The organism is Streptomyces sp. NPDC021096 (genome assembly GCF_040641275.1).
In the GTDB taxonomy this organism is placed as follows: domain Bacteria; phylum Actinomycetota; class Actinomycetes; order Streptomycetales; family Streptomycetaceae; genus Streptomyces.
Genome location: NZ_JBFADG010000003.1, coordinates 69,904 through 95,603, shown reverse-complemented (window position 1 = coordinate 95,603; position 25,700 = coordinate 69,904). Strand labels below are relative to the sequence as shown.

At 73.8% G+C, this 25,700-nt stretch carries 21 protein-coding genes; 7 read left to right on the top strand and 14 right to left on the bottom strand.

Features of this window, described 5'->3' with window-relative positions; translation table 11 throughout:
* Positions 1-36 precede the first annotated feature (36 nt).
* On the bottom strand, positions 37-765 hold the full coding sequence (locus tag AB0G59_RS06845; protein WP_360908809.1) for a response regulator: 729 nt from the start codon (positions 763-765) through the stop codon (positions 37-39).
* Positions 762-2,447 carry an ATP-binding protein gene (locus AB0G59_RS06840; protein WP_360908807.1) on the bottom strand — a complete coding sequence of 562 codons (1,686 nt, stop codon included), beginning with the start codon at positions 2,445-2,447 and terminating at the stop codon, positions 762-764. Before AB0G59_RS06840 ends, AB0G59_RS06845 begins: the two co-directional genes overlap by 4 nt.
* Before the next feature lie 172 nt (positions 2,448-2,619).
* Between AB0G59_RS06840 and AB0G59_RS06835 the strand changes: the two genes are divergently transcribed.
* On the top strand, positions 2,620-3,999 hold the full coding sequence (locus tag AB0G59_RS06835) for a cation:dicarboxylase symporter family transporter (RefSeq protein WP_360908805.1): 1,380 nt from the start codon (positions 2,620-2,622) through the stop codon (positions 3,997-3,999).
* A 68-nt stretch (positions 4,000-4,067) separates the two neighbouring features.
* Here AB0G59_RS06835 and AB0G59_RS06830 read toward each other — a convergent pair whose 3' ends face one another.
* The 3 genes from AB0G59_RS06830 to AB0G59_RS06820 are packed head-to-tail and all read right to left on the bottom strand — an operon-like array spanning position 4,068 to position 6,218.
* Positions 4,068-4,640, bottom strand: a complete 573-nt coding sequence (locus AB0G59_RS06830; RefSeq protein WP_360908803.1) for a cob(I)yrinic acid a,c-diamide adenosyltransferase — start codon at positions 4,638-4,640, stop codon at positions 4,068-4,070.
* A gap of 13 nt (positions 4,641-4,653) precedes the next feature.
* Entirely contained in the window at positions 4,654-5,409 is a 756-nt protein-coding gene (locus AB0G59_RS06825; RefSeq protein ID WP_360908801.1) for an ABC transporter permease, read from the bottom strand.
* Positions 5,410-5,420: 11 nt separating this feature from the next.
* A complete protein-coding gene (locus AB0G59_RS06820; protein WP_360908799.1) occupies positions 5,421-6,218 on the bottom strand; it encodes an ATP-binding cassette domain-containing protein in 798 nt (265 codons plus the stop codon).
* A gap of 80 nt (positions 6,219-6,298) precedes the next feature.
* Here AB0G59_RS06820 and AB0G59_RS06815 point away from each other — a divergent pair, with 80 nt between their 5' ends.
* From AB0G59_RS06815 to AB0G59_RS06800, 4 genes are all read left to right on the top strand, one after another.
* On the top strand, positions 6,299-6,940 hold the full coding sequence (locus AB0G59_RS06815; RefSeq protein WP_360908797.1) for a TetR/AcrR family transcriptional regulator: 642 nt from the start codon (positions 6,299-6,301) through the stop codon (positions 6,938-6,940).
* Positions 6,941-7,122: 182 nt separating this feature from the next.
* The gene (locus AB0G59_RS06810; RefSeq protein WP_360908795.1) at positions 7,123-7,971 is read left to right on the top strand and encodes a 3-hydroxyacyl-CoA dehydrogenase family protein; all 849 of its coding nucleotides are present in this window, start codon (positions 7,123-7,125) and stop codon (positions 7,969-7,971) included.
* Positions 7,972-8,108: 137 nt separating this feature from the next.
* A complete protein-coding gene (locus AB0G59_RS06805; RefSeq protein ID WP_071965166.1) occupies positions 8,109-8,462 on the top strand; it encodes an STAS domain-containing protein in 354 nt (117 codons plus the stop codon).
* A gap of 299 nt (positions 8,463-8,761) precedes the next feature.
* Positions 8,762-11,419, top strand: a complete 2,658-nt coding sequence (locus tag AB0G59_RS06800; RefSeq protein WP_360908793.1) for an ATP-binding protein — start codon at positions 8,762-8,764, stop codon at positions 11,417-11,419.
* 69 nt (positions 11,420-11,488) lie between these two features.
* Here the strand turns inward: AB0G59_RS06800 and nucS are convergent, their stop codons facing one another.
* Positions 11,489-12,160 carry an endonuclease NucS gene (gene nucS, locus AB0G59_RS06795; RefSeq protein ID WP_360908791.1) on the bottom strand — a complete coding sequence of 224 codons (672 nt, stop codon included), beginning with the start codon at positions 12,158-12,160 and terminating at the stop codon, positions 11,489-11,491.
* 206 nt (positions 12,161-12,366) lie between these two features.
* Between nucS and AB0G59_RS06790 the strand changes: the two genes are divergently transcribed.
* Complete coding sequence (locus AB0G59_RS06790) at positions 12,367-12,759, top strand: SCO5389 family protein (RefSeq protein WP_071962670.1); 393 nt, start codon at positions 12,367-12,369, stop codon at positions 12,757-12,759.
* Between the two features lie 127 nt (positions 12,760-12,886).
* On the opposite strand, the gene AB0G59_RS06785 is transcribed toward AB0G59_RS06790, so the two are convergent.
* Positions 12,887-13,912 (bottom strand): LLM class flavin-dependent oxidoreductase, encoded by a 1,026-nt coding sequence (locus AB0G59_RS06785; protein ID WP_360908789.1) that lies wholly within the window; start codon positions 13,910-13,912, stop codon positions 12,887-12,889.
* 203 nt (positions 13,913-14,115) lie between these two features.
* On the opposite strand from AB0G59_RS06785, the gene AB0G59_RS06780 reads away from it, so the two are divergent.
* Entirely contained in the window at positions 14,116-14,448 is a 333-nt protein-coding gene (locus AB0G59_RS06780) for an ATP/GTP-binding protein (protein ID WP_071962668.1), read from the top strand.
* 13 nt (positions 14,449-14,461) lie between these two features.
* Here AB0G59_RS06780 and AB0G59_RS06775 read toward each other — a convergent pair whose 3' ends face one another.
* The 7 genes from AB0G59_RS06775 to scy all read right to left on the bottom strand — a co-directional run bounded on the left by AB0G59_RS06775 (position 14,462) and on the right by scy (position 25,672).
* Complete coding sequence (locus AB0G59_RS06775; RefSeq protein ID WP_360908787.1) at positions 14,462-15,412, bottom strand: ABC transporter permease subunit; 951 nt, start codon at positions 15,410-15,412, stop codon at positions 14,462-14,464.
* Positions 15,409-16,569, bottom strand: coding sequence for an ABC transporter ATP-binding protein (locus AB0G59_RS06770; protein WP_360908785.1), 1,161 nt, complete (start codon positions 16,567-16,569; stop codon positions 15,409-15,411). The genes AB0G59_RS06775 and AB0G59_RS06770 overlap by 4 nt, the downstream gene beginning before the upstream one ends.
* 90 nt (positions 16,570-16,659) lie before the next feature.
* Positions 16,660-17,520 (bottom strand): hypothetical protein, encoded by an 861-nt coding sequence (locus AB0G59_RS06765; RefSeq protein WP_360908783.1) that lies wholly within the window; start codon positions 17,518-17,520, stop codon positions 16,660-16,662.
* Positions 17,521-17,566: 46 nt separating this feature from the next.
* Positions 17,567-18,337 (bottom strand): ABC transporter permease, encoded by a 771-nt coding sequence (locus tag AB0G59_RS06760; RefSeq protein ID WP_360908781.1) that lies wholly within the window; start codon positions 18,335-18,337, stop codon positions 17,567-17,569.
* 2 nt (positions 18,338-18,339) lie between these two features.
* The gene (locus AB0G59_RS06755; protein ID WP_360908779.1) at positions 18,340-19,338 is read right to left on the bottom strand and encodes an ATP-binding cassette domain-containing protein; all 999 of its coding nucleotides are present in this window, start codon (positions 19,336-19,338) and stop codon (positions 18,340-18,342) included.
* A gap of 167 nt (positions 19,339-19,505) precedes the next feature.
* A complete protein-coding gene (locus AB0G59_RS06750; protein WP_071962662.1) occupies positions 19,506-20,444 on the bottom strand; it encodes a cellulose-binding protein in 939 nt (312 codons plus the stop codon).
* Between the two features lie 122 nt (positions 20,445-20,566).
* Positions 20,567-25,672: a polarized growth protein Scy gene (scy, locus tag AB0G59_RS06745; RefSeq protein WP_360908777.1), complete on the bottom strand. Its 5,106-nt coding sequence runs from the start codon at positions 25,670-25,672 to the stop codon at positions 20,567-20,569.
* Between the last annotated feature and the right edge of the window lie 28 nt (positions 25,673-25,700).

Here is a 25,700-nt window from a genome sequence, read left to right as displayed (position 1 = left end):
CGCCGCCCCCGGCCCCGGCCTGGCTCCCCCTCTGCGTCAGCGCCGGCTGAGCCAGGTGTACCGCAGCTCGGGCCGGCCCACCTGGCCGTACTGCGGGGCCCGGGCGGCGCGGCCGGTGTCCACGAGGTACTCCAGATAACGGCGGGCGGTGATCCGGGAGATGCCCACGGCGCTCGCGGCCGCGCCCGAGGAGACGCCGACGGGACCGGCGGCCCGCAGGGTGTCGGTGATCGACTGCAGGGTGTCCGCGGCCAGCCCCTTGGGCAGCGCGGCCGGCTGCGGAGCACGCAGGGCCGCCAGCGCCCGGTCGACCTCCTCCTGGCCGCCGGCCTCCCCGGCGGCGGAGTGGAACTCCGCGTACCGCACGAGGCGGTCGCGCAGGGTGGCGAAGGTGAAGGGCTTGAGCACGTACTGCACCACGCCGAGCGAGACGCCCTCGCGGACCACGGCCAGGTCGCGGGCCGAGGTCACGGCGATGACATCGGCGGTGTGCCCGGCCGTGCGCAGCGAGCGCAGGAGCTGGAGGCCGTGGCCGTCGGGGAGGTAGAGGTCCAGCAGGATCAGGTCGACCGGCGTCCGCTTGAGGAACTGCGAGGCGTCGCCGCGCGTGTGCGCGACCCCGGCGACCGTGAACCCGGGCACCCGGCCCACGTACAGCGCGTGCGCGTCGGCGGCCACGGGATCGTCCTCGACGACCAGGACGCGGATCGGCGACGCGGCCGCCGGCCCGGTGCCCGGCGGTTCGGGGCAGGGACCGGTGCTCATGCGGGGACTCCTTCGGGGGTGGGGACGCGCAGGGGCAGCCGGACGGTGAACTCGGCCCCGCCGGCGGGGGAGCGGCCGAGCGTGACCGTACCGCCGTTGCGGCGGGCGGCCTGCTGTACGAGTGCCAGGCCGAGGCCGCGGCCGTGCGGTGCGATGCCGGGCGACTTGGTGGACCAGCCCCGGCGGAACACCTCCGCCACGGCCTCGGCGGCGACGCCGGGGCCCGAGTCGCCCACACGCAGCAGCAGCTCGCCGCCGTCGCCGATGTCATCGTCGGTGCTGTCGGTGCTGTCGGTGCCGTCGGTGCCGTCGGTGCGGACGGTCACGGTGACGCGGGGGGTGGTGCGCGAGCCGGTGGCCGCCTCGACGGCGTTGTCGATCAGATTGCCGAGGACGGTGACGAGGTCGCGGGCGGGCAGGCCGGGCGGCAGGAGGCCGTCGTCGACGCGGGTGTCGTCGGTCAGGACGAGCTCCACGCCGTGCTCGTTGGCCTGGGCGGCCTTGCCCAGCAGCAGCGCCGCGAGGACGGGCTCGGCGACGGCGGCGACGACGCGGTCGGTCAGGGCCTGGGCGAGCTCGAGTTCGGCGGTGGCGAACTCCACCGCCTCCTCCGCCCGGCCGAGCTCGATGAGGGAGACGACGGCGTGCAGGCGGTTGGCCGCCTCGTGGGCCTGCGAGCGCAGCGCCTCGGCGAAGCCGCGTACGGAGTCCAGCTCCCCGGACAGCGCCTGGAGTTCGGTGTGGTCGCGCAGGGTGACGACCGTGCCGCGCCGCTCGCCGCTGGAGACGGGCGAGGTGTTGACGACCACGACGCGCTCGGCGGTCAGGTGCACCTCGTCCACGCGCGGCCCGGAGGCCAGCAGCGCGTCGGTCAGCGGCGCGGGGAGGCCGAGGTCGCGGACGTGCCGGCCGACGACGTCGCCGCGCAGGCCGAGGAGCTCCCGCCCGCCGTCGTTGACCAGGGCGACGCACCGCTGCCCGTCGAGCATTAACAGTCCCTCGCGCACCGCGTGCAGGGCGGCCTCGTGGTAGTCGTGCATGCGGCCGAGCTCGGCCGCGTTCATGCCGTGCGTGTGGCGGCGCAGCCGGGTGTTGAGCAGGTACGTGCCCGCGCCGCCGAGGGCGAGGGCGGCCACGGCCATGGCGAGCAGGGCGGCGACCTGGCGGCGCACCTCGGCACTGATCGCGTCGACGGTGATGCCCGCGCTGACCAGGGCGGTGACCTCGCCGCCCGGTGCCTGGCGCACCGGGGCGACGGCCCGTACGGACGGGCCCAGCGTGCCGGTGTACGTCTCGGAGAACGTACGGCCGCCCAGGGCGGGGCCGGTGTGGCCGAGGAAGCGTTCGCCCACGCGGGACGGATCGGGGTGGGTCCAGCGGACGCCGCCCGGGCTCATGATCGTCACAAAGTCGACGCCCGTGTCGTGGCGGACCTGCTCGGCGTACGGCCCCAGCGCGGCGGCCGGGTCGGGGCCGCGCACGGCCGCCCGTACGGCCGGCGAGGCGGCGACGGCGGTGGCGGCCGCGGTCACCTGGCGGCGGGCCGCCTCCTGCGCCTGCCGGCGGTCGGAGATGTACGTGAAGACCGCGCATCCGGCCACCACGACGGCGACCAGCACGATCTGCATCGCGAAGAGCTGGCCGGCCAGGCTGCGGGGGCGGCGTATGCGAGGTATGCGCATGGCCGACAGTGTGCCCTCTGGCCGGTTCGTGAACGTAATGCACGCAAGGGTGACCGCCGTCACAGCGCCATGCATAGTCACCGCGACCCCCTTTCGTCGGGAGAACGGGGTCCGGGGACCTCGCGACGGAGCGGGGAGCCCCGCATCGAGCCGGGACGACGAGGAGACCACCGTGGCAGTGCAGCCACCGCCGCAGGAGCCGCAGCAGGCGCGCGGAAGAGCCGACCGTACGCACTACCTCTACCTAGCGGTGATCGCGGCGGTGCTCGCCGGCATCGCGGTCGGCTTCGCCGCGCCCGGGGTCGCGGTGGAGCTGAAGCCGCTGGGCACGGGCTTTGTGAACCTGATCAAGATGATGATCTCGCCGGTCATCTTCTGCACGATCGTGCTCGGCATCGGGTCCGTGCGGAAGGCCGCGAAGGTCGGCGCCGTGGGCGGCCTCGCCCTCGGCTACTTCATGATCATGTCGACCGTGGCCCTCGCCATCGGCCTGGTCGTCGGCAACCTCCTCGAGCCCGGCAGCGGCCTGCACCTGACCGACTCCCTGCGGCACGCCGGCGAGGCCCAGGCCAAGGGCGCGAGCCACGAGTCGACGGCCGACTTCGTGCTCGGCATCATCCCCACCACCATGGTGTCCGCCTTCACCGGCGGCGAGGTGCTGCAGACCCTGCTGGTGGCGCTGCTGGCGGGCTTCGCGCTGCAGGCGATGGGCCCGGTCGGCGAGCCGGTCCTGCGGGGCATCGGGCACATCCAGAAGCTGGTCTTCCGCATCCTGGCCATGGTCATGTGGGCGGCACCGGTCGGCGCCTTCGGCGCCATCGCCGCGGTGGTCGGGGCCACGGGCCTGGACGCGCTGAAGTCCCTCGCCGTCATCATGATCGGCTTCTATGTGACCTGTGGGCTCTTCGTGGTGGTCGTGCTCGGCGCGCTGCTGCGGCTGGTGGCGGGGGTCAACATCTTCGCGCTGCTGAAGTACCTGGGGCGGGAGTTCCTGCTGATCCTGTCCACCTCGTCCTCGGAGTCCGCGCTGCCGCGGCTGATCGCGAAGATGGAGCACCTGGGCGTCAGCAAGCCGGTCGTCGGCATCACCGTGCCGACCGGCTACTCCTTCAACCTCGACGGCACGGCCATCTACCTGACGATGTCGTCGCTGTTCGTCGCCGAGGCGATGGGACAGCCGCTGTCACTGGGGCAGCAGGTGTCGCTCCTGCTGTTCATGATCGTGGCGTCGAAGGGCGCGGCGGGCGTGACCGGCGCGGGGCTCGCCACGCTCGCGGGCGGCCTGCAGTCGCACCGGCCGGAACTGGTCGACGGCGTCGGGCTGATCGTCGGCATCGACCGCTTCATGAGCGAGGCGCGGGCGCTGACGAACTTCGCCGGCAACGCGGTGGCGACGGTCCTCGTGGGGACGTGGACCAAGGAGATCGACCATGGGCGGGTGCGGGAGGTTCTCGCGGGGCGGGTGCCGTTCGACGAGGTCACGTTGACGGATGACGGGCATGGGGCGGTGCCGGTACCCCGGGGCGGGGAGAAGGAGACGGCGGGGGTCTGAGCGATTCTTGTCCTCAATCGCCGGACGGGCTGAAATTCAGCCCGTCCGGCGATTGAGGACCGGGAGAGCTACCGGTTCTCGCCCGGTACCCACAGGATGTCGCCGAGCTCCTTGTTCGCCGTGCGCGCCAGGATGAACAGCAGGTCCGACAGGCGGTTGAGGTACGTCGCCGTCAGGTGGTTCATGATGTCGCCGTGGACCTCGAGCGCCGCCCACGTGGAGCGCTCGGCGCGGCGTACCACCGTGCAGGCCTGGTGCAGCAGCGCGGCGCCCGGCGTGCCGCCGGGGAGGATGAAGCTGCGCAGCTTCTCCAGGTCCTCCAGGAACCGGTCGCAGTCCGCCTCCAGCTTGTCGATGTAGGACTGCTCGACGCGCAGCGGCGGGTACTTGGGGTCCTCGACGACGGGCGTGGCGAGGTCGGCTCCCACGTCGAAGAGATCGTTCTGGACCCGTACGAGCACCTTGACGACCTCCGGCGGCAGCTGGCCCAGCGCGATCGCGACCCCGATCGCGGCGTTCGCCTCGTTCGCGTCGGCGTACGCCGCGATGCGGGTGTCGGTCTTCACGGTGCGGCTCATGTCGCCGAGGGCGGTGGTGCCGTCGTCACCGGTGCGGGTGTAGATGCGCGTCAGATTGACCATGGTCCGAGCGTAGTCACGCCCCGGCCCGGCGGAAGTACCGCGTGCCCGCCGCCACCGACGCCGCCATCAGCACGAGGGCCGCCAGGGTGCCGTACAGCAGGGCGGAGGAGGCGTAGTCGCCGGCGAAGGCGGCCCGTACCGCGTCCACCAGATAGCGCAGCGGCACCAGGTGCGAGAGCGCGTCGAGCCAGCCGGGAGCCAGGCTCATCGGCAGCAGCAGCCCGGAGAGCAGCATCACGGGCACGTTGACGGCGTTGACGACGGGGGCGAACGCCTGCGGCACCGGGGCCTTCATGGCCAGCGCGTAGGAGAGGGACGCCAGCGACAGGGCCAGCGCGGCCGTGAAGGCGAGTCCGATGAGGAGGCCGGGCAGTGGGGCCCGCAGGCCCATGGCCAGGGCCACCACGACCAGCAGCACGGCCTGGACGACCAGCAGGGTGGCGTCCTTCAGGACCCGCCCCAGCAGCAGGGCCGCCCGGCTCACCGGCGTCACCCGCATCCGCTCGACCACCCCCTGCTGCTTCTCGACGATGAGCCCGAGCCCGGCGAACGTGGAGCCGAAGAGGGCCAGTTGGAGCAGCAGGCCGGGCACCAGGACCTGCCAGGAGCTGCCGGAGCCGCCGAGCGGTACGTCGGTCAGCAGCGGGCCGTAGAGCACGAGGTAGAGCGCGGGCATGAGCGCGCCGAAGAGCATGGCGGCCTTGGAGCGCAGGGTCTGGCGCGCGTAGCGGCTGTAGACGACGGCGATGTCGGAAAGGAGAAGGCGCATGGGATCGGCTCCTAGACGGCGAGGGGGGCGGCGTCCCGGGGCGCGGCGCCGCGCCCGGTGATCGCGAGGAAGGCGTCCTGCAGCGTGGCCGTGGGCGAGCCGGCGTGCCGGGTCTTGAGCTCGGCCGGGGTGCCCTCGGCGGCGACGGCGCCCTTGTCGACGACGACCAGCCGGTCGGCGAGGGCGTCGGCCTCGTCGAGGTAGTGCGTGGTGAGGAAGACGGTCGTGCCCCACTCGGAGCGGATGCGGCGGACGAGGTCCCAGAGGTCGGCGCGGCTGCCGGGGTCGAGCCCGGTGGTCGGCTCGTCGAGGAAGAGGATCTCCGGCCGGTGGGTGAGGGCCATGGCGATGTCGAGCCGTCGCCGCTGTCCTCCGGACAGCGCGCCGCAGGGCCGCTCCAGCAGCCCCTCCAGGCCCAGTTCGGCGGCCAGCTCCTCCGCGCGGTCCCGCGCGTCCGACGTGCGCAGCCGGTAGAAGCGGCCCTGGGTGACCAGTTCCTCGCGTACGGACACGCCGGGGTCCACGCCGCCGGACTGGGCGACGTAGCCGGTCCGGCGGCGTACCCCGGCGGGGTCGCGGACGAGGTCGTGCCCGGCGACGGTCGCGGTGCCGCCGGTGGGCGCGAGCAGGGTGGTGAGCATGCGCAGCGTGGTGGTCTTGCCCGCGCCGTTGGGGCCGAGGAAGCCGAGGATCTCCCCGCGCCGGACGGCGAGGTCGATGCCGCGCACGGCGTCGACGGGGCCGCGCGGGGTGGTGAAGGTCCGGGCGAGCCCGGTGGTGCGGATGCTGAGGGTTTCCGGTGCGTCCATGACCGCAAGAAAAGCAGAGTCTCTTAAAGTTTGCAATGACTCCAAGTTTTCATCGGGTGCAGCGAAGCTACGATGGGGCCATGACCGAAGGGCTCAGGGAACGGAAGAAGCGGCAGACCAGGCAGCACATCTCGGATGTCGCCACCGGTCTGTTCCTGGAGCGCGGCTTCGACGCCGTGACGATCGCGGAGATCGCGGCGGCCGCGGACGTCTCCGTCAACACCGTGTACAACTACTTCCCCGCCAAGGAAGACCTCTTCCTCGACCGCGAGGACGACGTGGTCCAGTGGCTGGCCACGGTCGTCCGCGACCGCCCCGCCGGGGAGTCGGCGGCCGAGGCCGTGCTGCGCGCCCTGCGCGCCGAAGTGGTGGCGCTCTCCCCGCGGCTCGGGCTCGTCGACGGCTACGACCGCTTCATGCGGGTCATCGGCCGGTCGCAGGCGCTGCGCTCACGGCTGTTCGACATCCGCCACCGGGCCGTCGGGGCGGTGGTCGACGTGCTCGCCGGGGAGGCCGGCGCGGAGGCGGACGGCCCGCTGCCCGCCCTGGTGGCCAGTCAGCTGGGCTGGATCCACGGCCACGTCGTGGAGTTCATCCAGCACGAACTGATGGCCGGGCGCACGGCGGCCGAGGCCTCCCGTGCGGCGCTCGGTGTGCTGGACGAGATCGAGACCCTGCTCGGCGACCGGCTCCTCGGCTACGCCCGCCGGCCCGCCGTGTGATCGATGGGGCCCAAGTGGCCCCTCTGCACCGTGAGGTCGCGGCTCCGGCCGTCTCAGTGTGATGTCCGTCATTCGGGACGTGACGCGCATCTCTTACTGCCCAACCGCGCGCCGACGAGCGCTAATCTCCGGGCGGAGAACGTAAATGAACAGATACATGCACAGGGAGTAAGGGGACAGCCGTGGCCAAGAAGCTCGCCGTCATCGGTGCCGGACTGATGGGATCGGGGATCGCGCAGGTCTCCGCCCAGGCCGGGTGGGACGTCGTGCTCCGGGACGTCACCGACGCCGCGCTCACGCGCGGGACGGACGGCATCAAGGCCTCGTACGAGAAGTTCGTCTCCAAGGGGAAGCTGGAGGCCGCGGCCGCCGAGCAGGCGCTGGCCCGGATCACCACGACCACCGACCTCGACGCGACCGCCGACGCCGACATCGTCGTCGAGGCCGTCTTCGAGGACATCGACACCAAGCGGGACATCTTCCGCACCCTGGACGGCCTGGTGAAGGACGAGACGGTGCTGGCCTCCAACACCTCCGCCATCCCCATCACCAAGATCGCGGCCGCCACGTCGCGCCCCGAGCGGGTCGTCGGCGCGCACTTCTTCTCCCCGGTGCCGATGATGCAGCTGTGCGAGCTGGTGCGCGGCTACAAGACCAGCGACGAAACCCTCGCCAAGGCCCGTGAGTTCGCCGAGGGCGTCGGCAAGACCTGCATCGTCGTCAACCGCGACGTCGCGGGCTTCGTCACCACCCGCCTGATCTCGGCGCTCGTCGTCGAGGCCGCCAAGCTGTACGAGTCGGGCGTGGCCAGCGCCGAGGACATCGACATCGCCTGCAAGCTGGGCTTCGGCCACGCCATGGGGCCGCTGGCGACCGCGGACCTGACGGGCATCGACATCCTGATGCACGCCACCGGCAACATCTACACCGAGTGCCAGGACGAGAAGTTCGCCCCGCCGGAGATCATGCGCCGCATGGTCGACGCGGGCGACCTCGGCCGCAAGAGCGGCCAGGGCTTCTACCAGCACTGAGGCCGAACCGTCCACTGGTCTTCACCCCGTGGGGTGAATTCGGTATCGGTTCGCTTACAGGCGGCAACTTTGTCGTGTGAGAGGCAGTCAGTTCTTTAGAGCCACAACCACATCACGCACCACTCCCGGGAGCGCATATGCACATCAGGGGCGACCACGCCGAACTGGTCGTCGGGGGGCGCCTCGACGTCCGCAACGCGGCGGACGCCCGTACGGTCCTGCACTCCGCCCTCGACGCCGGAAGAGGCGACCTCGTCCTCGACCTGACCGAGCTGGACTCCTGGGACGCCACGGGCCTGGGCGTCATCATGGGCGCCCACCGCCGCGCCGGGCGCACCGGCCGGCGGCTGGTCCTGCGCGGAGTGCCCGACCGGATGCAGCGCCTGTTGGTGGCCACCCGGCTGCACCGCATCCTCGCGATCGAGGGGGGCGAGGGCGTCGAGGCGAACCGCGTCGACGCCGCCCCCCAGCAGCCCCTGCCGAGAGTCTGAGCGCCCGTCGGGCACACCCGCGGCCCCCGTACGGGACGAGGGGCGCCGGACGGGAGTGATGAGCCCCCTGCGGTGCGAGTACCCCGATCCTCACGAGACTGTGACGTCCCGCTGCGACGTGGCACCCTCCCGGTCGTAGATACTGTGCCAAGGTCTGTTCGGTTTCCCGCCGCCACGACGGCCCACGGCGGGCACCGGACCGGAATCGACGGCCCGGGCAGCGCCCGGCCGGAGGTCGAAGGAGTGCGGACAGGCCGGAGGGCACGACGGCACGCCACGCATCTTGGGGGCTCTGAACCATGGACCCGACGAACAGGGGATCCGAGGAATTCCACGACGACGAGCGCACTCCCGCCGAGGACGGCGGCACGCGGCGCCCGCCCCGCGACGCCGTCCCGGCGCCGGAGGCCTCCGGCGGCGGCCAGGGCCCCGTCCGCGTCGTCCAGCTCGTCTCGGGTGACTACCTGCTCACCGTCAACCCCCTCGACGGCAGCGAAATAGAGCCCTGCCCGCCCGGCGCCCTGCCCGCCCGTCCCGAGCGCCACGGCCCCGAGCAGCGCGCCGAGCTGCGCCGCGCCGCCCAGCCCCCCGTGCCCGCCCGCCAGGCCGGCCCCGAGCTGCCCCTGCTGCACCGCGAGGAGGAGCGCGAGAGACTGGGCCGGCTCCTCTCCCGCGGCCGCTCCGTGCGCCTGACCGGCCCCTCCGGTTCCGGGCGCAGCGTCCTGCTGGACGCCGTCGCCGAGGACTGCGCGGACCTCGCGCCCGACGGCGTCGTCCGCCTCAGCGGCTACCACCGCACCCCCACCGACCTGCTGCACGAGCTGTTCGCGGCCGTCCACCACGCGCCGCTGCACCGCCTGGACCGCACCGAACTGCTGGCCGCCGTCCACGAGATCGGCGCGGTCGTCGTCGTGGACGACCTCGAGTTCGGCGGGGCCACCCTCGACGAGCTCCTCGACGCCACCCCCGAGTGCGCCTTCCTGCTCGCCGCCACCCCCGACGTGGCCGCCCCTTCCGCCGACTCGCACCTGGAAGAGGTCTTCCTCGGCGGACTGGACCGCACCGGCTGCCTGGAGCTGCTGGAGCGGGCCGTGGACCGGCCGCTCACCGACGACGAGGCGGACTGGGCCGCGGACCTGTGGTTCGAGTCCGAGGGGCTGCCGCTGCGCTTCGTCCAGGCCGGTGCGCTGCTGCGCCGGCGCGACGCCCAGGCCCTGGGCCCGGCGGCCGTCGACGAGTACGGCGTCTTCGCCGAGCGGCCCTACGCCGCCGACGGGGACCCCGACGTCGCCGCGACGGGCGACGGCGCCCAGGACGTTCCGCTGCCGAGCCTCGCGCAGGCCGCGGCGCCCGCCGTCCTGCTCTCCTCCCGGCTGTCCAAGGCCGCCCGCGAGACCCTGAGGTTCGCGGTCGCCCTCGGCGGCGAGGTGCCCCACCAGGCGCATCTGCCCGCCCTGGCCGGGGACACCCACGCGGACGCCGCCGTCGGCGAGCTCCTGGCCTGCGGCCTGATCACCACCGTCGGCGCCCACTACCGGCTGGCCGCCGGCATCGCCGACCAGCTGCTGGCCGCGGACTACGGCAGCGACGCCGCCGCCAAGGCGCACACCGCCGCCCAGCACTACGCCTGGTGGGCCGGGCACCCGTCGGTGACCCCCGAGCGGATCGCCGTCGAGGCCGACGCCATCCTCGCCGCGATGGGCGCCCTGGTCGGCGACGCCGAGGCCGGGCACCGCGCCGCCGCCGTGCTGCTGGCCCGTACCGCCGCACCGGCGTTCGCGGCGGCGCTGCACTGGGGGGCGTGGGAGCGCAGCCTGCGCTGCGGTCAGGAAGCCGCCCGGCTGGCGGGCGAAGTCGGCGAAGAAGCGTATTTCCACCACGAGTTGGGCGTGCTGGCCCTGTGCAGCGGCAACCTCGACCGGGCCCGCGCCGAGCTGGAGGCGTCCATCGGGCTGCGCGGTGTCCTCGCGGACAAGCGCGGCGCCGTCGCCGGCCGGCGGGCGCTGGCGCTGGTCGCCGACCGCTCCGGCCTGGCCATGGGCGCCCGGACGGTGCCCGGCGGCGCCCCGCGGCGCACCGGATCCGCGCCGGTGCCCCCGCTGCCGCCGCTGCCCACGGTGCCGCCCCTGCCGGGCGGCACGGACGGGCGGCTGCGCGTCGGCGACGGCCGCACCTCGGCCGGCGAGGAGGTGCCGGACGCGCGCAGCGAGGAGTCGGCCGCGCCGCCCGCGAAGGTGCCCCCGGTGTTCGGCGCCCCGCGCCAGGGCGACGCGACGACCGCGGTCGTCCCCAAGATCCTGGCCCCCGGCGCGGCGGCCCACCCGCCGGCCGCCCCGCCGCGGCCCACCGCGGCGCAGCCCCGCTCGTGGGCGCAGAAGCTGATGTCCGGCGGCAACCGGCGCAACCTCCTCGCCGCGTGCGCGGGTGCCGTCCTCGCGGCCGTGCTCGGCACCGTCGTCACCCTCGGCGCCACCTCGGGCGGCAAGGGCGGCCCGCAGACGGACACGGTCCAGCCGGGCCGGTCGGCGACCCAGCAGGACGGCGACGGCGGGCTGAGCGCCGACGAGCCGGCGGCCGGTGAGCCGGGCGCGCCGCAGGTGCAGGACCGGCCGCGCAAGCCCGGGCAGACGCCCGGCCCGAGCGGATCACCGGACGGGCCCGCCCCCTCCGGCAGCGCCTCGCCGTCCGCGTCGCAGCCGGGCGGCGACCCGGCGTCGCCGTCGCCGAGCAGGCCGGGCCGCCCCTCGCAGAGCCCCACGCGCCCCTCGCCCGGCGGCGGGGAGACCCCGACGCCGAAGCCCACGCCGACCAAGACGGGCGACGGCGGCACCCCGACGAAGCCCGCCGAGACGACGCCCACGACGCCGACCCAGCCGGCCACGGGCGGCAGCTCCAACTCGGCGAGCGGACCGGCGCCGGCCACCTCGTCAACGGGCGTCGGCACGCCCGTCGCCTAGAGCGGATACGCGAACGCCGGGCGGGCCGGAGAGATCCGGCCCGCCCGGCGTTCGTGCGATCCGGGTCCGTCAGAACAGCCGCAGCTTGTCGTCCTCGATGCCGCGCATCGCGTCGTAGTCCAGGACGACGCAGCCGATGCCGCGGTCCGTGGCGAGCACCCGCGCCTGGGGCTTGATCTCCTGGGCGGCGAAGATGCCGCGCACGGGCGCGAGGTGCGGGTCGCGGTTGAGGAGCTCCAGGTAGCGGGTGAGCTGCTCCACGCCGTCGATCTCGCCGCGGCGCTTGAGCTCCACGGCCACCGTGGCGCCGTCCGCGTCACGGCAGAGGATGTCCACCGGGCCGATGGCCGTGGGGTACTCGCGGCGGATGAGGGTGTAGCCCTCGCCGAGGGTCTCGATGCGGTCCGCGAGGAGCTCCTGCAGGTGCGCCTCGACGCCGTCCTTGATCAGGCCGGGGTCGACGCCGAGCTCGTGCGAGGAGTCGTGCAGCACCTCTTCCATGGTGATGATGAGCTTCTCGCCCGCCTTGTTGATCACCGTCCAGACGCCGACGCCCCCTTCGACGTCCTCCTTGAGGGTGCACGGCGGGGACATCCAGTTGAGGGGCTTGTAGGCACGGTCGTCCGCGTGGATGCTGACGCTGCCGTCCGCCTTGACCAGAATCAGTCGGGGGGCGGAGGGCAGATGGGCGGTGAGCCGGCCCGCGTAGTCCACGGAGCAACGGGCGATGACGAGACGCATGGTGTGTCACGCTACTCGACTTACGCCACTCCACGCGATTCGCCCTGGACCGTCCCTCGGGCTTTGGCCAGTTGTCGGTGTTCTCCTGGTGGGGCCGCAGTGGCCGGATTACCGTTGAAGCGGGCGGTCGCCGTACGGGCACAGGGCGTCGTCGTCCGCTCGCCCATCCCTGAGACCCCGCCCGCGGGGTCGCGAGAGGAGAACCCATGTCGCTCGACGTCTCACCGGCCCTCCTTGAACAGGCCGAGCGAGGCGAGGTCGACGAAGCCGACTTCGTCGACTGCGTCCGGAACTCCCTGCCCTACGCGTGGGAGATGATCAGCTCTCTGGTGGACCGGCTCCAGGTCGAAGGCGGAGAGTTCGCCGACAACCGGACGCCGCCCCCGGACGAGCAGGCCCGCGGCCAGCTGCTGCGCGCCCTGGCGAGTGACGCGATCCGTGGAGCGCTGCAGCGACACTTCGGGGTCCGGCTGGCGTTCCAGAACTGCCACCGGGTGGCGGTCTTCCCCGTCGACCGCTCGGTGGACGAGCGCCTGGCCCGTTTCACCTCGGTCCGGGGCCAGCTGCTCAACCAGTCGCCGGAGCTCCGCGACTGCTGACGCGTTCCGTGCTGCCGCTCCGAGTCCGGGAGGTGGGGTAGAGAGCGGGGGGCGGCAGCTCCGCCGGGCGCCCGGCCCAAGGGACGGGCGAGCTCGGACGGGGGACCGGACCGACAGCGGCCGAGCGTCAGGCGAGCAGCGGCAGCACCTCGGCGCCGAGCCGGCGCAGGTTCTCCTCGGTGGCCGCCAGATCACCCGAGCCCTCGGCCAGGAGGGCGAAGCGGCTGATGCCCGTGCGCTCGGAGGTGGCCGCGAGCCGGTCCGCGCACAGCCGGGGCGAGCCGACGGGATGCAGCTCGCACAGCAGCTCCGTATAGGCGAGGGGATCGCGCATCGGGCGGGCTCTGCCGTCGACCGTCACATGGGCCGACAGGCCGTAGTGGAACCACCCCGGCATCGCCTTCAGCAGCGTCTGCGCCGCCTCCTCGCGGCGGTCCGCGATCTGTACGACGCCCGCCGCCACATGACCGGCCGCGGCCACCGCCTCCGGCGAACTCCCGGACTCCAGGGCGCACTTGCGCCAGAGGGCGACCATCCCGGCCTTCTCCTCGTCCGTGCTGTGCATGCCGAGCAGCATCGGCAGCCCGTGCGCCGCGGCCAGCCGCACGCTCGCGGGCGAGGTACAGGCGACGATCACGCCGGGCCCGGCGGAGCCCAACGCGTCGTCCGGGCGCGGCACGACGGGCACCTCACGGAAGGCGAACCGCTCCCCGTCGCTGCCGACCCGGGGTTCGCGCAGCCACCGCATCAGCAATTCGAGCGATTCGGGGAACCCCTCTTCGTACGCCCCCAGGCCTGAGTTGAACACCTCCAGGTCGACCCACGGGCCGCCCCGGCCCACCCCGAGGGTGAAGCGGCCGCCCGAGGTCAGGTGCAGCAGCGCCGCCTGCTCGCCCAGCGCGACGGGGTGCGTGGTGGGGAGCACGCTCACGGCGGTGCCGACCTCGATGGCACGGGTACGGCCGAGCAGCAGGGCGGCCAGGGTGACGGCGGACGGACAGACTCCGTACGGGACGAAGTGGTGTTCCGCCAGCCAGACGGCGGCCAGCCCCGCCTCCTCGGCGACCTCGGCCGACCGCACGGCCCGGTACAGCGCCTCCTCGTGGCCCTGGCCCGGGAACTGGGCGGCCAGGACAAATGCTCCAACGCGCATCGCTCTTGTTCCTCCTAGCGACCGACGCGGCACCCCCCTGGAGGCAATAACGGCTGACACGTGCCAAAGGTACGGCCGAGCGTGAAGTTTTCATGATGATCGGAGCGCAGGCGCCATAGGGGCGCGAGGATGCCGGGCCGGGGCGGTGACCGTCCCGCGTAGGCTGTTCGCGACCCGTAGCCCCAGACCTTCCGAGGTGCCCCGTGTCCCCGCGCCGAAACCGCCCGCGAGGCGGCGCCGACAAACACACCCCCCTCCCGCGCGACGGGAGCGGCGAGCGGTACGGCCTGGAGCGCACGGAGAGCTGGCAGGGCGAGGAGTGGGCGGTCCGCATGATCGGCGGCGGCGCGGCGGCCAAGCACTACCGCTGCCCCGGCTGCGACCAGGAGATCCCGCCGGGGGTGCCGCACGTGGTCGCCTGGCCGCAGCACGGCGCCGGGGTCGACGACCGGCGCCACTGGCACAAGGCCTGCTGGAACGCGAAGGACCGCCGGAGCGCGCGGCTCCAGCGGTCCCGTAACGCGCCGAGGTACTGAGGGCGTCCCCGGCCTAGGCGTCGCGCCGCAGCAGCGAGGCGTACGCACCGGCCAGGGCGGCAGCGGCCACGCCCAGCATGATCCACAGCGGGTCCCAGCCCGTGGGGCCGTCGGTGACCGCGTCGGCCCCGCTCATGTAGAACGCCGACATCTGGTTGGGGATCGAGTACTCGAACAGACCCTTGCGCAGGTCCTCGAGGGTCTCGCCCATCATGAACATCGCCATGACCAGCGGCAGCAGCACCACGCCCAGCATGACCGTGATGGCCCCGGCGGAGTGCCGCAGCAGCGTGCCGACGGCCAGCGCCAGCAGGCCCAGCGTCGCCACGTACAGGCTCACGCCGACCGTCGCCCGCAGCCACTCCTCCCCGGTCGGATCGGTGGAGGACCGGTCGCCCAGCAGCGCGACGTCCGCCATCGCCACGAGCACGGTCGACACCAGCGTGATCATGAACGTCAGCAGGAAGAAGACGATCGCCTTGGCCGTCAGCACGCGGCCGCGGTTCGGGCAGGCGGTCAGGGTCGTACGGATCAGGCCCGTGCCGTACTCCGACGAGATCGTCAGCACCCCCAGCGTGATCACGCAGATGATGCCCAGCAGGATGCCGAAGAAGCCCAGCGACAGCGGGGAGGTGCGCTCCAGCGAGCCGTTCGTGCTGCTGTACGCCACCGCGATCAGCAGGCCGATGCCCACGACGAGCAGGACCATCACACCGAGCGTCCACATCGTCGAGCGGACGGAGCGGATCTTGGTCCACTCGGAGAGCAGGGCGTCGGCGAGGGTGGCCTTGCGGATCGGGATCGGCGATACATAGCCGACGGGGCCGCCGGCGGGCGCCTGGCCGGGCCAGTAGCCCGCCTGCGGGGCGTGCTGCTGGGCGTAGGCGGGCGCGCCCACGGGCTGCTGCTGCGGGTGCTGCGGGGCGTGCTGCGGGGGCGCGGGGGGCTGCTGCGGGGTGGTCATCGGGCGTCCTCGCTGTCGCGCTTGGTCAGGTCGGCGGGGGCGGTCACGGGAGCGGGGGGCGTGGCGGCGGGCTGCTGCGGCGCGGCCGCGGGGGCGACGGGCTGCGGCTGCGGGGGCTGGGCGTAGGGGTTCGGCTGCTCGCCCGGCAGGACCGGGTACGCCTGCTCCGGCCAGCCCTGCGGGGCCGCGGCGGGCTGCTGCCACGGCTGGGCGGCCGGCTGGAGGCCGGCGCGCTGGTCGGCGGTGGAGCGGTAGTCGACCGCGCCCTGGGTCATCCGCATGTACGCCTCCTCCAGGGAGGCCTGGTGCGGGGAGAGCTCCCACAGGCGGACGTCCGCGCCGTGCGCGAGGTCGCTGATCCGCGGCAGCGCCAGCCCCGTCACCCGCAGGGCGCCGTCCTGCTCCGGCAGGACCTGCGCACCGGCCTCGACCAGCGCGGCCGTCAGCTTCTCGCGGCCCTCCGGCTCGCCGTCGGGCGTACGGACGCGCGCGAAGTCCGCGGAGTTCGCGGAGATGAAGTCCTTGACGCTCATGTCGGCCATGAGCTGCCCGCGACCGATGACGATCAGGTGGTCGGCGGTCAGCGCCATCTCGCTCATCAGGTGCGAGGAGACGAAGACGGTGCGGCCCTCCGCGGCCAGCCGCTTCATGAGATTGCGGACCCAGAGGATGCCCTCGGGGTCGAGCCCGTTGACCGGCTCGTCGAAGAGCAGCACCTGCGGGTCGCCCAGGAGCGCGGCGGCGATGCCCAGGCGCTGGCCCATGCCGAGGGAGAAGCCCTTGGAGCGCCTCTTGGCCACGTCCTGCAGGCCGACGACGCCGAGGACCTCGTCCACACGGCGGGCCGGGATGCCGGAGAGCTGGGCGAGCGACAGCAGGTGCTGACGGGCGCTGCGCCCGCCGTGCACGGCCTTGGCGTCGAGCAGCGCGCCGACCTGGCGCGGGGCGTTGGGGAGCTTGTGGAAGGGGTGGCCGCCGATGGTGACCCGGCCGGACGTGGGCATGTCCAGACCGAGGATCATGCGCATGGTGGTCGACTTGCCGGAACCGTTGGGCCCCAGGAAGCCGGTGACGGCACCCGGTCGCACCCGGAACGTCAGGTTGTGCACGGCTGTCTTGGCGCCGTAGCGCTTCGTCAGACCGACTGCCTCGATCATTCTCCGCCCCTTGCGAGCTTGGTCAGGGCGATAGCCCCCGTAAGGGTTAGGAGGATAGACGAGGGGTTGACGGTTCCCGATATGCGTGAGTTATGGCGGCGGTAAGGAGGAGGTCTCCTCCAGTTCGTCGTACGAGCGTGCCACCGCGCCGTCGCCCGCCGGGAACCCCTCCGACCTGCGCACCCAGCCCTCGGCCGCGAACACCCGGGCCCCCGCCGCCCGCACCTCCGGGTCGGCCGCCGCCCGCGCGACCCAGCCCGCCGGGTCGGGGCCGAGCAGGGCGCGCAGCCGCGCCGAACCCAGCAGGAGGGCGGCGAGCAGGGCGCTCTGGTCCCCGCCGCCGGGGCGGGCCAGCCCGCTGCCGGGGTCGGTGAGCACGCCCCACTTGCTGACGTACAGATACGCGCCCGCCAGCCGCGCCCCGGACGGCAGGGTCAGCGCGAACGCGTCGCCGGGCAGCAGGACCCGCCGGTAGTTGAGCTCCGTGGCGTCCACGACCGCGAGCTGCTCGGCGTCCAGCCAGCCGGCCACGAGCACGCGCTCGGCGGCCGGGTCGGCGTACGGCGCCGCCGCGACGTACCCGAAGCGGCCGATGTGGCCGGAGCAGCCGACCCCGATGCCGCGCGTGCGGACCGGCACCATCGGAACGGTGGCCGCCAGGCCCTCACGGGTGAGCTTGTGGGCGAGCTGGGCGGGGGAGGCGTTGGACCCCACGGCGAGGACCGGGTGACGGCGGCCGGTGGCCGCCCCGCCGAGGGAGGCGAGGGCCTGGTCGAGGGTCGCGGCGCCGATGCGCCACGAGCCGAGCCGCCCCGGCCCCGGGGCCAGCGCCAGCAGCTCCTCGCCGGCCAGCAGCACCGGCTCGGTGACCGGCCGGCCGGGATAACTGAGCGGATGCCGCGCGGGAGCGACGTCCAGCCCGAGATCCCGCAGGGTGCGCCGCCGCGTCATGCCGGGTTCTCTCCCCACGCCGGGCCCGGATCGAACGGTCCCGCCCCTACGCGTCCCGCCTCTTCAGCAGGACGTAGCCGCCGATCAGCGCCGCCACCACCCACAGCACCATGATCGTGAAGCCGCCCCACGGCCCGTACGGCGCGTCGTCCCCGGCCGTGACGACCTGCATCACCTTCTGGCCCGCCTGGTCCGGCAGGTACTGCCCCACCTTCTTCGTGGCCGGCACATTGCCGAGGATGGCGGAGATGAGAAAGAAGAACGGCATCAGAATGCCGAGCGAGAGCATGGGGCTGCGCAGCATCGCCGCCACCCCCATCGAGAACACCGTGATCAGCGTCATGTAGAGGCCGCCGCCGAATACCGCGCGCAGGACCCCCGGGTCGCCGAGGTGTGCCTTGTGGCTGCCGAGCATCGCCTGGCCGACGAAGAAGGCCACAAAGCTGGTGATCATGGCGACCACGAATGCCAGCAGCGTGGCGACAATGATCTTGCTGAAGAGAAAGACGCCGCGCTGGGGAACGGCCGCCAGCGAAGTGCGGATCATTCCGGTGCTGTATTCGTTGGAAACGACCAGCACACCGAAGACGATCAATGCCAGCTGACCGAGTCCCATACCCGCGAAGCTGAGGAACGTCGGATCGAATCGGATCTTGTCCTCGACCGACAGATTGTCGAAGTCCTTCTTGCTCAAAGCGCTGATCAGCGCGCCGAGAGCGACCGTGACGACCACCGCGATCCCGAGCGTCCACACCGTGGAGCGCACCGATTTGATCTTCGTCCATTCCGATGCGAGAACCTGATTCACCGCCGCCATCGTCAGGACCCCTTCACCTTTTTCTCCCGCCAACCGGCCCCCCAGACCGCCGTCTCACCGCCCGCCCCCGGCGGCGCTCCCGCCGGCGGCCGGTGGTCGTCGTGCGCGTGGTACTCCACCGACCCGGCGGTGAGCCGCATGAACGCCTCCTCCAGCGAGGCCTGCTGAGGACTCAGCTCGTGCAGCACGATCTGGTGCCGGGCGGCCAGCTCGCCCAGGTGCGGGGCGTCCTCGCCCTCGACCTCCAGGGAGCCGTCGGCGCCGGGGGCGAAGTCGATGCCCGCGCCGTGCAGCACGTCCCGCAGCCGCTCCTGGTTCGGGGTGCGCACCCGGACGTACGAGCGGGAGTTCTCCCTGATGAAGTCCGCCATGCTCGTGTCCGCGAGCAGCCGCCCCTGGCCGATGACCACGAGGTGGTCGGCGGTCAGCGCCATCTCGCTCATCAGGTGGGAGGAGACGAAGACCGTACGGCCCTGGGTGGCCAGGTTCTTCATGAGGTTGCGGATCCAGTGGATGCCCTCGGGGTCGAGTCCGTTGACCGGCTCGTCGAACATCAGGATCTGCGGGTCGCCCAGGAGCGCGCCGGCGATGCCCAGGCGCTGGCCCATGCCGAGGGAGAAGCCCTTGGAGCGCTTTCCGGCCACCGACGACAGGCCCACGGTGTCCAGGACTTCACGAACGCGCGTACGGGGGATGCCGTTGCTCTGCGCCAGGCACAGCAGATGGTTGTAGGCGCTGCGACCGCCGTGCATCGCCTTGGCGTCCAGCAGGGCACCCACGACCTTGAGCGGGTCGTGCAGTTCGCGGTAGTGCCGGCCGTCGATGCGGACCGTGCCGCTGGTCGGATTGTCCAGATCGAGCATCATCCGCATGGTCGTGGACTTGCCCGCACCATTGGGGCCGAGGAAGCCGGTGACGATGCCGGGCCGCACGGTGAACGTGAGGTGATCCACGGCGCGTACGTCGCCGTAGTGCTTGGTCAGACCCGCCAGCTCGATCATTCAGCCACGGTAAGGGCGCCCCGGCCGGCCCGCCACCGGTGGCGCGGCCTCCGGGGAAACCGGCAGGAAGCACTCAGCGCGCCCGGCCGCCACCTAAGGCGGCGACAGGGCGCGCTGAACACAGGATCCCCCGAACGAGCGACGTACGTTCCGTGCAGCGTGCCGCGTCAGCGGCTCTGCTGGGCCGGGACGCCGCGCGAGATCGGCTCGTCATCACCCGGAACCCCGGCCGCGGCCACCGCCGCTCCGGTCAGCGTGGCCAGCATCTCGCGGACGTTGGTCAGCTGGGCGTTGATGCTGTCGCGGCGGTTGGTGAGCGCCGCCAGCTCGCGCTCGGATTCGCTGCGGATGCGGTCGGCCTTGGCATTGGCGTCGGCGACGATGTCCTCGGCCTGACGCTGCGCGGTCTCCACCGTCTGGCGGGCCCGGCGCTCCGCGTCCGTGCGCAGCTTCTCCGCCTCCAGGCGCAGCTGCTCGGCGCGGTGCTCGATCTCCGCCAGCCGCTTCTCGGCCTTGGCCTGGCGCGAGGCCAGGTCGCGCTCGGACTGCTCGCGGCGCTTGGCCAGGTTGGTCTCGAAGTCCGCCGCGGCCTGGGCGGCCTTGGCGCGGGTCTCCTCGAAGAGGGCGTCCGCCTCCTCGCGCTTGGACTGCGCGTCCTTCTGCGCCTCGGCACGCAGCGTAGCCGCGTCGCCCTTCGCCTTCTCGACGATCCGCGCGCCCTCGTCCTCCGCCTTCGCCTTGCGGTCGGCGGCGAACGACTCGGCGTCGTTGCGCACCTGCTGCGCGGCCGACTCGGCCAGCTCACGGTGCTGCTCGGCGGCGCGCCGGGCCTCTTCCCGCAGGTCCTTGGCCTCTTCCTCGGCCAGCCGGAGAATCTTCTCGACCCGCGCGCCGAGCCCCGCGTACGACGGCTCCGCGTCATTGATCTGTGCCTGAGCGTTCTGCGTCTCGAGGTGGAGCTCCTCGATGCGCTTTTCCAGCGAGGTGATCCGCGCCAGGGCGCTGTCACGGTCCGCTACGAGCTTGGTAATGCGGTCGTCCACCTGGCCGCGGTCGTATCCACGCCGCACCAACTCGAAGCCGAAGGGGGAGGAAGTGTCGCTCATGGGGTTCCTGTCATAAGAGACCGGTGAGGTGATAGAGGAATCCTAGGGGCGTGAGCGGCGTCTCATCGAGCAGATGGAAGTAGACAGTTGAGGATTCCGGAAACCGACCCCTCGATTGAGTGTTACTTCTGTGACTGCTTGCCACCCGATCGAGTTGCGCCGGCACCAGCCGCCGCCTTCACCCCGCCCTCCTTGGAGCCGCCTGCCCCGGGGGACTCAAATGATTCCAACGCTTCCAACACGTCCTGGACACGGGAAATCTCGGCCTGAATGTCCTCGCGACGACGGACCAGGACCTCCAACTCCCGCTTTCCCTCCTCGAGAAGGCGCGAGGCCTCCTGCTGAGCCTCGGTGCGCAGGCGCTCCGCCTCGCGTACGGCGGCGGTCTTCTTCTGCTCCGCCTCCTTGATCAGCGCGTCCGCCTTCTTCACGGCGGTGATGCGCACCTTGCTGGCCTCGCCCTGGGCGTCCGAGATCAGCTTCTCCGCCTTCTCCTCGGCGTTCGCCAGCTGTTCGGTGGCCGCCGCGACGAGCTTGTCGCAGCGCTCGCCCGCGGACTGCATCGCCTCGGACGCCTCCCGGCGCGCCCGCTCGTGCAGCTCCTCGACCTCGCCCTCGAGCCGCGAGCGCAGCTCGTCGGCCCGGTCCCTTATGGCCGTGGCGTCCCCACGGGCCTCGGCGAGCAGGGTGTTGGCGTCCGTACGCGCCTGCTCCACCAGCGCGTTGCCCTCGCCGGTGGCCTCCTTGACGATCCGTTCGGCCTCCTTGCGGGCCGCGCCCACCATGGTGTCGGCCTGCTCCTCGGCCGCCGTGGCGGCCCGTACGGCCTCCTCCTGGGCCTTCGCGATCAGCGCGTCCGCCTGCTCGGCGGCGTCCGCCAGCCGCTTGGCGCCCGCGTCCCGCGCCTGGTCCACGGTCCGCTCGGCCTCGGCACGGGCCTCGGCCCGCAGCCGCTCCGCCTCCAGGACCGCGTCGGCCTTGATCTTCGCGGAGTCGGCACGCGTGCTGTTGGCGTCCTCCTGCGCGGCGGCGAGGGCCTCGGCGGCCTCGGCCGCCATCCGCTCGGCCTCCGCCGTCGCCTCGGTGACCAGCGTGTCCGCCTGCTCGGCCGCCTCCGCGCGGCGGGCGTTCGCCGCCTCCCGGGCCTCGTCGGCGGTCCGCCGGGCCTCGTCGCGGGCGCTCTCCAGCGCCACGTCGGCGTCCGAGCGCAGCCGCTCCGCCTCCCCGGCGGCCTCGGCCAGCACCCGCTCGGCCTGCGCGTCGGCCTCCGCCCGGCGCGCGTCGGCGGCCTCGGTGGCCTCCGCCAGCGCACGGGCGGCCTCGGCGGCCATCTTCTCCGCCTCGCTCGTGGCCTCGGCGATGAGCTCGTCGGCCTGCTGTGCGGCCTCGGCGCGGCGGGCGTTCGCCGCCTCCCGCGCCTTGTCCACGATGCGGTCGGCGTCGTCCTGCGCGGACGAGGTGAGCTCGGCCGCCTCGTCGACGATGCGCTCGGCCTCGGCCCGGCCCTCGGTCCGGATCTTGTTCGCGTCCTCGCGGGCCTCGGCGCGCGTACGCGCCGCGTCCTGCTCGGCCGACGCCAGCGCGTCGGAGGCGTCCGTGCGCATCTGCTGCGCCCTGGCGGACGCGTCCGCCACCACCCGCTCGGCCTCGGCGGTCGCCTTGGCGAGGACGGCCTCGGCCTGCTCGTCCGCCTTGGCCTTCTTCTCGGCCGCGGCGACCCGCAGCCGCTCCGCCTCCGCGATGGCCTCGCCCAGCGTGCGATCGGCCTGCCCCTCGGCCTCGGCCCGGTGGGCGTCGGCCTGCTCGCGGGCCTCGGTGACGATGCGGGCGGCCTCGGCCGCCATCTTCTCCGCCTCGCTCGTGGCCTCGGCGATGAGCTCGTCGGCCTGCTGTGCGGCCTCGGCGCGGCGGGCGTTGGCCGCCTCGCGCGCCTCGTCCACCGTGCGGGCCGCCTCGGCCCGCAGCCGCTCGGCGTCCGCGGCGGCCTCGGCCCGGTGGGCCTCCGCCGCCTCGCGGGCCTGCTCCTCGAAGCGGGCCGCCTCGAGCCGGGCGGCCTCGACCATCTCGGCCGCCTCGGCGATCAGCCGGTCCGCGTCCGCGGACGCCTCGGCCCGGTGACCCTCGGCCTCCTCGCGGGCCTCGGTGACGATGCGGGCGGCCTCGGCCGCCATCTTCTCCGCCTCGCTCGTGGCCTCGGCGATCAGCTCGTCCGCCTGCTGGGCCGCCTCCGCGCGGCGGGTACCGGCGTCCTCGCGGGCCCCGTCCAGGACACGGGCCGCCTCGGACCGCAGCCGCTCGGCATCGGCGTCGGCCTCCGCCCGGTGCGCCTCGGCCGCCTCGCGCGCCTCCTCGACCGTGCGGGCGGCCTCGCCGCGCAGCCGCTCCGCCTCCTTCGCGGCCTCCGCGATCACCCGGTCCGCGTCCGCGGACGCCTCCGCCCGGTGGGCGTCGGCGCTCTCCCGGGCCTTCGCCATGGTGCCGGCCGCGTCCGCGGCCATCTTCTCCGCCTCGGCCATGGCCTCGGCGAGCAGCTCGTCGGCCTGCTGGGCCGCCTCGGCACGACGGGCGTTGGCCGCCTCGCGCGCCTCGTCCAGCACCCGGGCCGCCGCGCTCTCCACCCGCTCGGCCTCGGCCGTGGCCTCGGCGACCGTGCGCTCCGCCAGCTCCTTCGCCGCGTCCGAGGCCGCCTTGGCCTCCGCACGCGTACGGGCGGCGTCCTCGTCCGCCCGCTCGCGCTCGGCGTAGGCCTCGGCCCGGACCCGGTCCGCCTCGATCTGGGCGTCGGTGACCGTCCGCTCGGCGTTGTGCTCGGCCGCCGACCGCAGGCCGGCGATCTCCTCCTCGGCCTGCTCGTGCAGCCCGGCCACGGAGTCGCGCACCTGCTGCGCGGTCTGCTCGGCGGCGGCCACGAGCTCGCCCGCCCGCTGCTCCGCCTCCTCGACCAGGCGCCGGCCCTCCTCCTGCGCCTCGGCGACCCGCTTGCGCGCCGAAGCCAGCAGCTCCTCGCTCTGCTCGCGCGCCGCCTCGCGCTCGGCCTGCGCCTCGGTACGGGCGTCCCCGAGCAGCTCCTCCGCCTCACGACGGCGCCGGGCGGCCTCCTCCTGCGCCGCGGCCAGCGCCTCGGCCGCCTCGGCGGCCGTGCGCTCGGCGGCGGCGTTCGCCTCGGTACGGAGCCGGTCGGCGCTCTCCTGCGCCTCCGAGCGCAGCCGCTCGGCCTCCTCCTCGGCCTCGCCCAGCAGCCGCGCCAGGGTCGCCTCGCCCTCGGCACGCGCCTCCGACGCCTCCGCGGCCGCCTCGGAACGCAGCCGCTCGGCCTCTTCCTCGGCCTGGGCCCGCAGCGTACGGACCCGCTCCGCGGACTCCGCGCGCTGCCGCTCGGTCTCCTCGGCCGCCTCGCGGCGCAGCCGCTCGGCCTCCGCACGGGCCTCGCGCAGCGCCGTCTCCGCCGCCTCGAGGCGCTGCTCGGCCTCGCCCTGCAGCCGGGCCAGCTCCTCGGCGGCCTCCTCGGTGCGTGCCCGCGCGGCGCGCTCGGCCTCCTCGCGCACGCGGCGGGCCGCCTCGGCGGCCTCCTCGCGGGTGCGCTCGGCGTGGTCCTCGGCCTCCTCGGCCATCTCCTCGGCCTCGGCGCGGGCCCGCTCCAGGGCCTCCTCGGCCTGCTTGCGCAGGCCGGACGCGCGCTCGGCCGCCTCGGCCCGTACGCGCTCGCTCTCGGCGCTCGCCCCGCCGCGGGTCTCCTCGGCGTCGGCCTTCGCCTTGACCAGGAGCTCCTCGGCGGTGCTGGCCGCCTCCTCGATCTGCTGGACCGCCTCACGGCGGGCCTCGCCACGGATCCGCTCGCCCTCGGCGACGGCCTCGGCCCGCAGCTGCTCGGCCTCGCCGCGCAGCCGTCGCGCCTCCTCCTGGAGCTCGACGGTGCGGGCGCGGTACTCCTCGGTGTCGTCCTTCGCCTCGCCCTTGAGCTGCTCGGCGGTGTCCGCGGCCTGGGCACGCAGCCGCTCGGCCTCGGCCTCGGCCTCCCGGCGGATCCGCTCGGCCTCGGCCGCGGCGGCCTTGGTCGTGGCCTGGGCGTCCTGCGACGCCTTGGCCAGCACCTCCTCGGCCGTACGGGCGGCCTTGGCGAGCTGCGCGGCGGAGTCCTCGGCGACGGAGCTGCGCGCCTTCTCGGAGGCCTCGGCCAGCAGCCGCTCGGCCTCGGCGGCGGCGTCGGCCCGCAGCTGCTCGGCCTCGGCCCGCAGGGTCTCGGCCTCCTTGGTGGCCTCGCTCACCAGGCGGGCGATCTCCGCCCGGGCCGTACGGGTGCGCTGCTCGTTGTCCGACTCGGCGGCGGACAGCCGCCGGGTGGCGGCCTCCTTCGCCTCCGTGACCAGCTTCTCCGCCTCGGCGCGCGCCTCGCGCAGCGCCGTGTCGGCCTCCTGGATGCGGGCCTCGGCGGTGCGCGTCATCTCCGCGGCCGCGGTACGGGCCTGGTCGGACTCGGCGCTGGTGCTGGAGCGCAGCTGCTCGGCGTGGTCGGTGGCCTCCTGCGCCTGCGCGGAGGCGGCGGTCAGCAGCCGCTCGGCGTCCGTGCGCGCCCGGCGCAGGATCGCTTCGGCTTCGGCGCGGGCCTCCTCGGCGGCCTGGCCGAGCCGGCCGCTGGCCTGCTCGGCCAGCCGCTGGGCCTCGGCGCGTGCGGCCGCGAGGGACTGCTCGGACTCGGCCCGAGACTCCTCCAGCAGCCGGCGGGCCTGGGACTCCGTACGGGCCCGCAGCTGCTCGGCCCAGGCGACGTTCTCGTTGACGTGCGACTCGACGGTGCGGCGGCGCTCGTTCAGCTCCTCGTCGAGGCGCTGGCGGCGGGCCACCGCTTCGGCGTGCAGCTCCGCCTCCATGCGGGCCTGCTGCTCGGCGTGCTCCTGCAGCAGCCGCTGCGTCTGGGCCCGGGCCTCGCGCAGCTCGCGCTCGGCGTCGGAGCGCAGCTGCTCGGCCTGGATCTGGGCATTGCGGAGCAGCTGCTCCGCCTGGTACCCGATGTCCGCCGAGTCATAGGCGGGACGGTGGGCGAGGTTGCGACGCGCCTCGTGGAGCTTGGCGCGCAACACCTCGACCTGGTAGCCGAGGTCGTCGGCGTGCTGGACAGCCTTTTCCCGCTCGGTCTTCAGCCGCTTCATCTCGGCCTCGAACTTCGAGAGGTGGTCGGCTTCCTCCAGCTGACTCTCCTGGCGCTCGTAGCCCCGCACAGCGCGGTCCATCCGTCCCCTGGTCGCGTCGGCGGCCGGC

Excerpts from the sequence above, each read along its gene's own strand:
- AB0G59_RS06845 (WP_360908809.1), bottom strand. The coding sequence starts at position 765 with ATGAGCACCGGTCCCTGCCCCGAACCGCCGGGCACCGGGCCGGCGGCC.
- AB0G59_RS06840 (WP_360908807.1), bottom strand. The coding sequence starts at position 2,447 with ATGCGCATACCTCGCATACGCCGCCCCCGCAGCCTGGCCGGCCAGCTC.
- AB0G59_RS06830 (WP_360908803.1), bottom strand. The coding sequence starts at position 4,640 with ATGGTCAATCTGACGCGCATCTACACCCGCACCGGTGACGACGGCACC.
- AB0G59_RS06825 (WP_360908801.1), bottom strand. The coding sequence starts at position 5,409 with ATGCGCCTTCTCCTTTCCGACATCGCCGTCGTCTACAGCCGCTACGCG.
- AB0G59_RS06820 (WP_360908799.1), bottom strand. The coding sequence starts at position 6,218 with ATGGACGCACCGGAAACCCTCAGCATCCGCACCACCGGGCTCGCCCGG.
- AB0G59_RS06815 (WP_360908797.1), top strand. The coding sequence starts at position 6,299 with ATGACCGAAGGGCTCAGGGAACGGAAGAAGCGGCAGACCAGGCAGCAC.
- AB0G59_RS06805 (WP_071965166.1), top strand. The coding sequence starts at position 8,109 with ATGCACATCAGGGGCGACCACGCCGAACTGGTCGTCGGGGGGCGCCTC.
- AB0G59_RS06800 (WP_360908793.1), top strand. The coding sequence starts at position 8,762 with ATGGACCCGACGAACAGGGGATCCGAGGAATTCCACGACGACGAGCGC.
- nucS (WP_360908791.1), bottom strand. The coding sequence starts at position 12,160 with ATGCGTCTCGTCATCGCCCGTTGCTCCGTGGACTACGCGGGCCGGCTC.
- AB0G59_RS06790 (WP_071962670.1), top strand. The coding sequence starts at position 12,367 with ATGTCGCTCGACGTCTCACCGGCCCTCCTTGAACAGGCCGAGCGAGGC.
- AB0G59_RS06785 (WP_360908789.1), bottom strand. The coding sequence starts at position 13,912 with ATGCGCGTTGGAGCATTTGTCCTGGCCGCCCAGTTCCCGGGCCAGGGC.
- AB0G59_RS06775 (WP_360908787.1), bottom strand. The coding sequence starts at position 15,412 with ATGACCACCCCGCAGCAGCCCCCCGCGCCCCCGCAGCACGCCCCGCAG.
- AB0G59_RS06770 (WP_360908785.1), bottom strand. The coding sequence starts at position 16,569 with ATGATCGAGGCAGTCGGTCTGACGAAGCGCTACGGCGCCAAGACAGCC.
- AB0G59_RS06765 (WP_360908783.1), bottom strand. The coding sequence starts at position 17,520 with ATGACGCGGCGGCGCACCCTGCGGGATCTCGGGCTGGACGTCGCTCCC.
- AB0G59_RS06760 (WP_360908781.1), bottom strand. The coding sequence starts at position 18,337 with ATGGCGGCGGTGAATCAGGTTCTCGCATCGGAATGGACGAAGATCAAA.
- AB0G59_RS06755 (WP_360908779.1), bottom strand. The coding sequence starts at position 19,338 with ATGATCGAGCTGGCGGGTCTGACCAAGCACTACGGCGACGTACGCGCC.
- AB0G59_RS06750 (WP_071962662.1), bottom strand. The coding sequence starts at position 20,444 with ATGAGCGACACTTCCTCCCCCTTCGGCTTCGAGTTGGTGCGGCGTGGA.
- scy (WP_360908777.1), bottom strand. The coding sequence starts at position 25,672 with ATGGACCGCGCTGTGCGGGGCTACGAGCGCCAGGAGAGTCAGCTGGAG.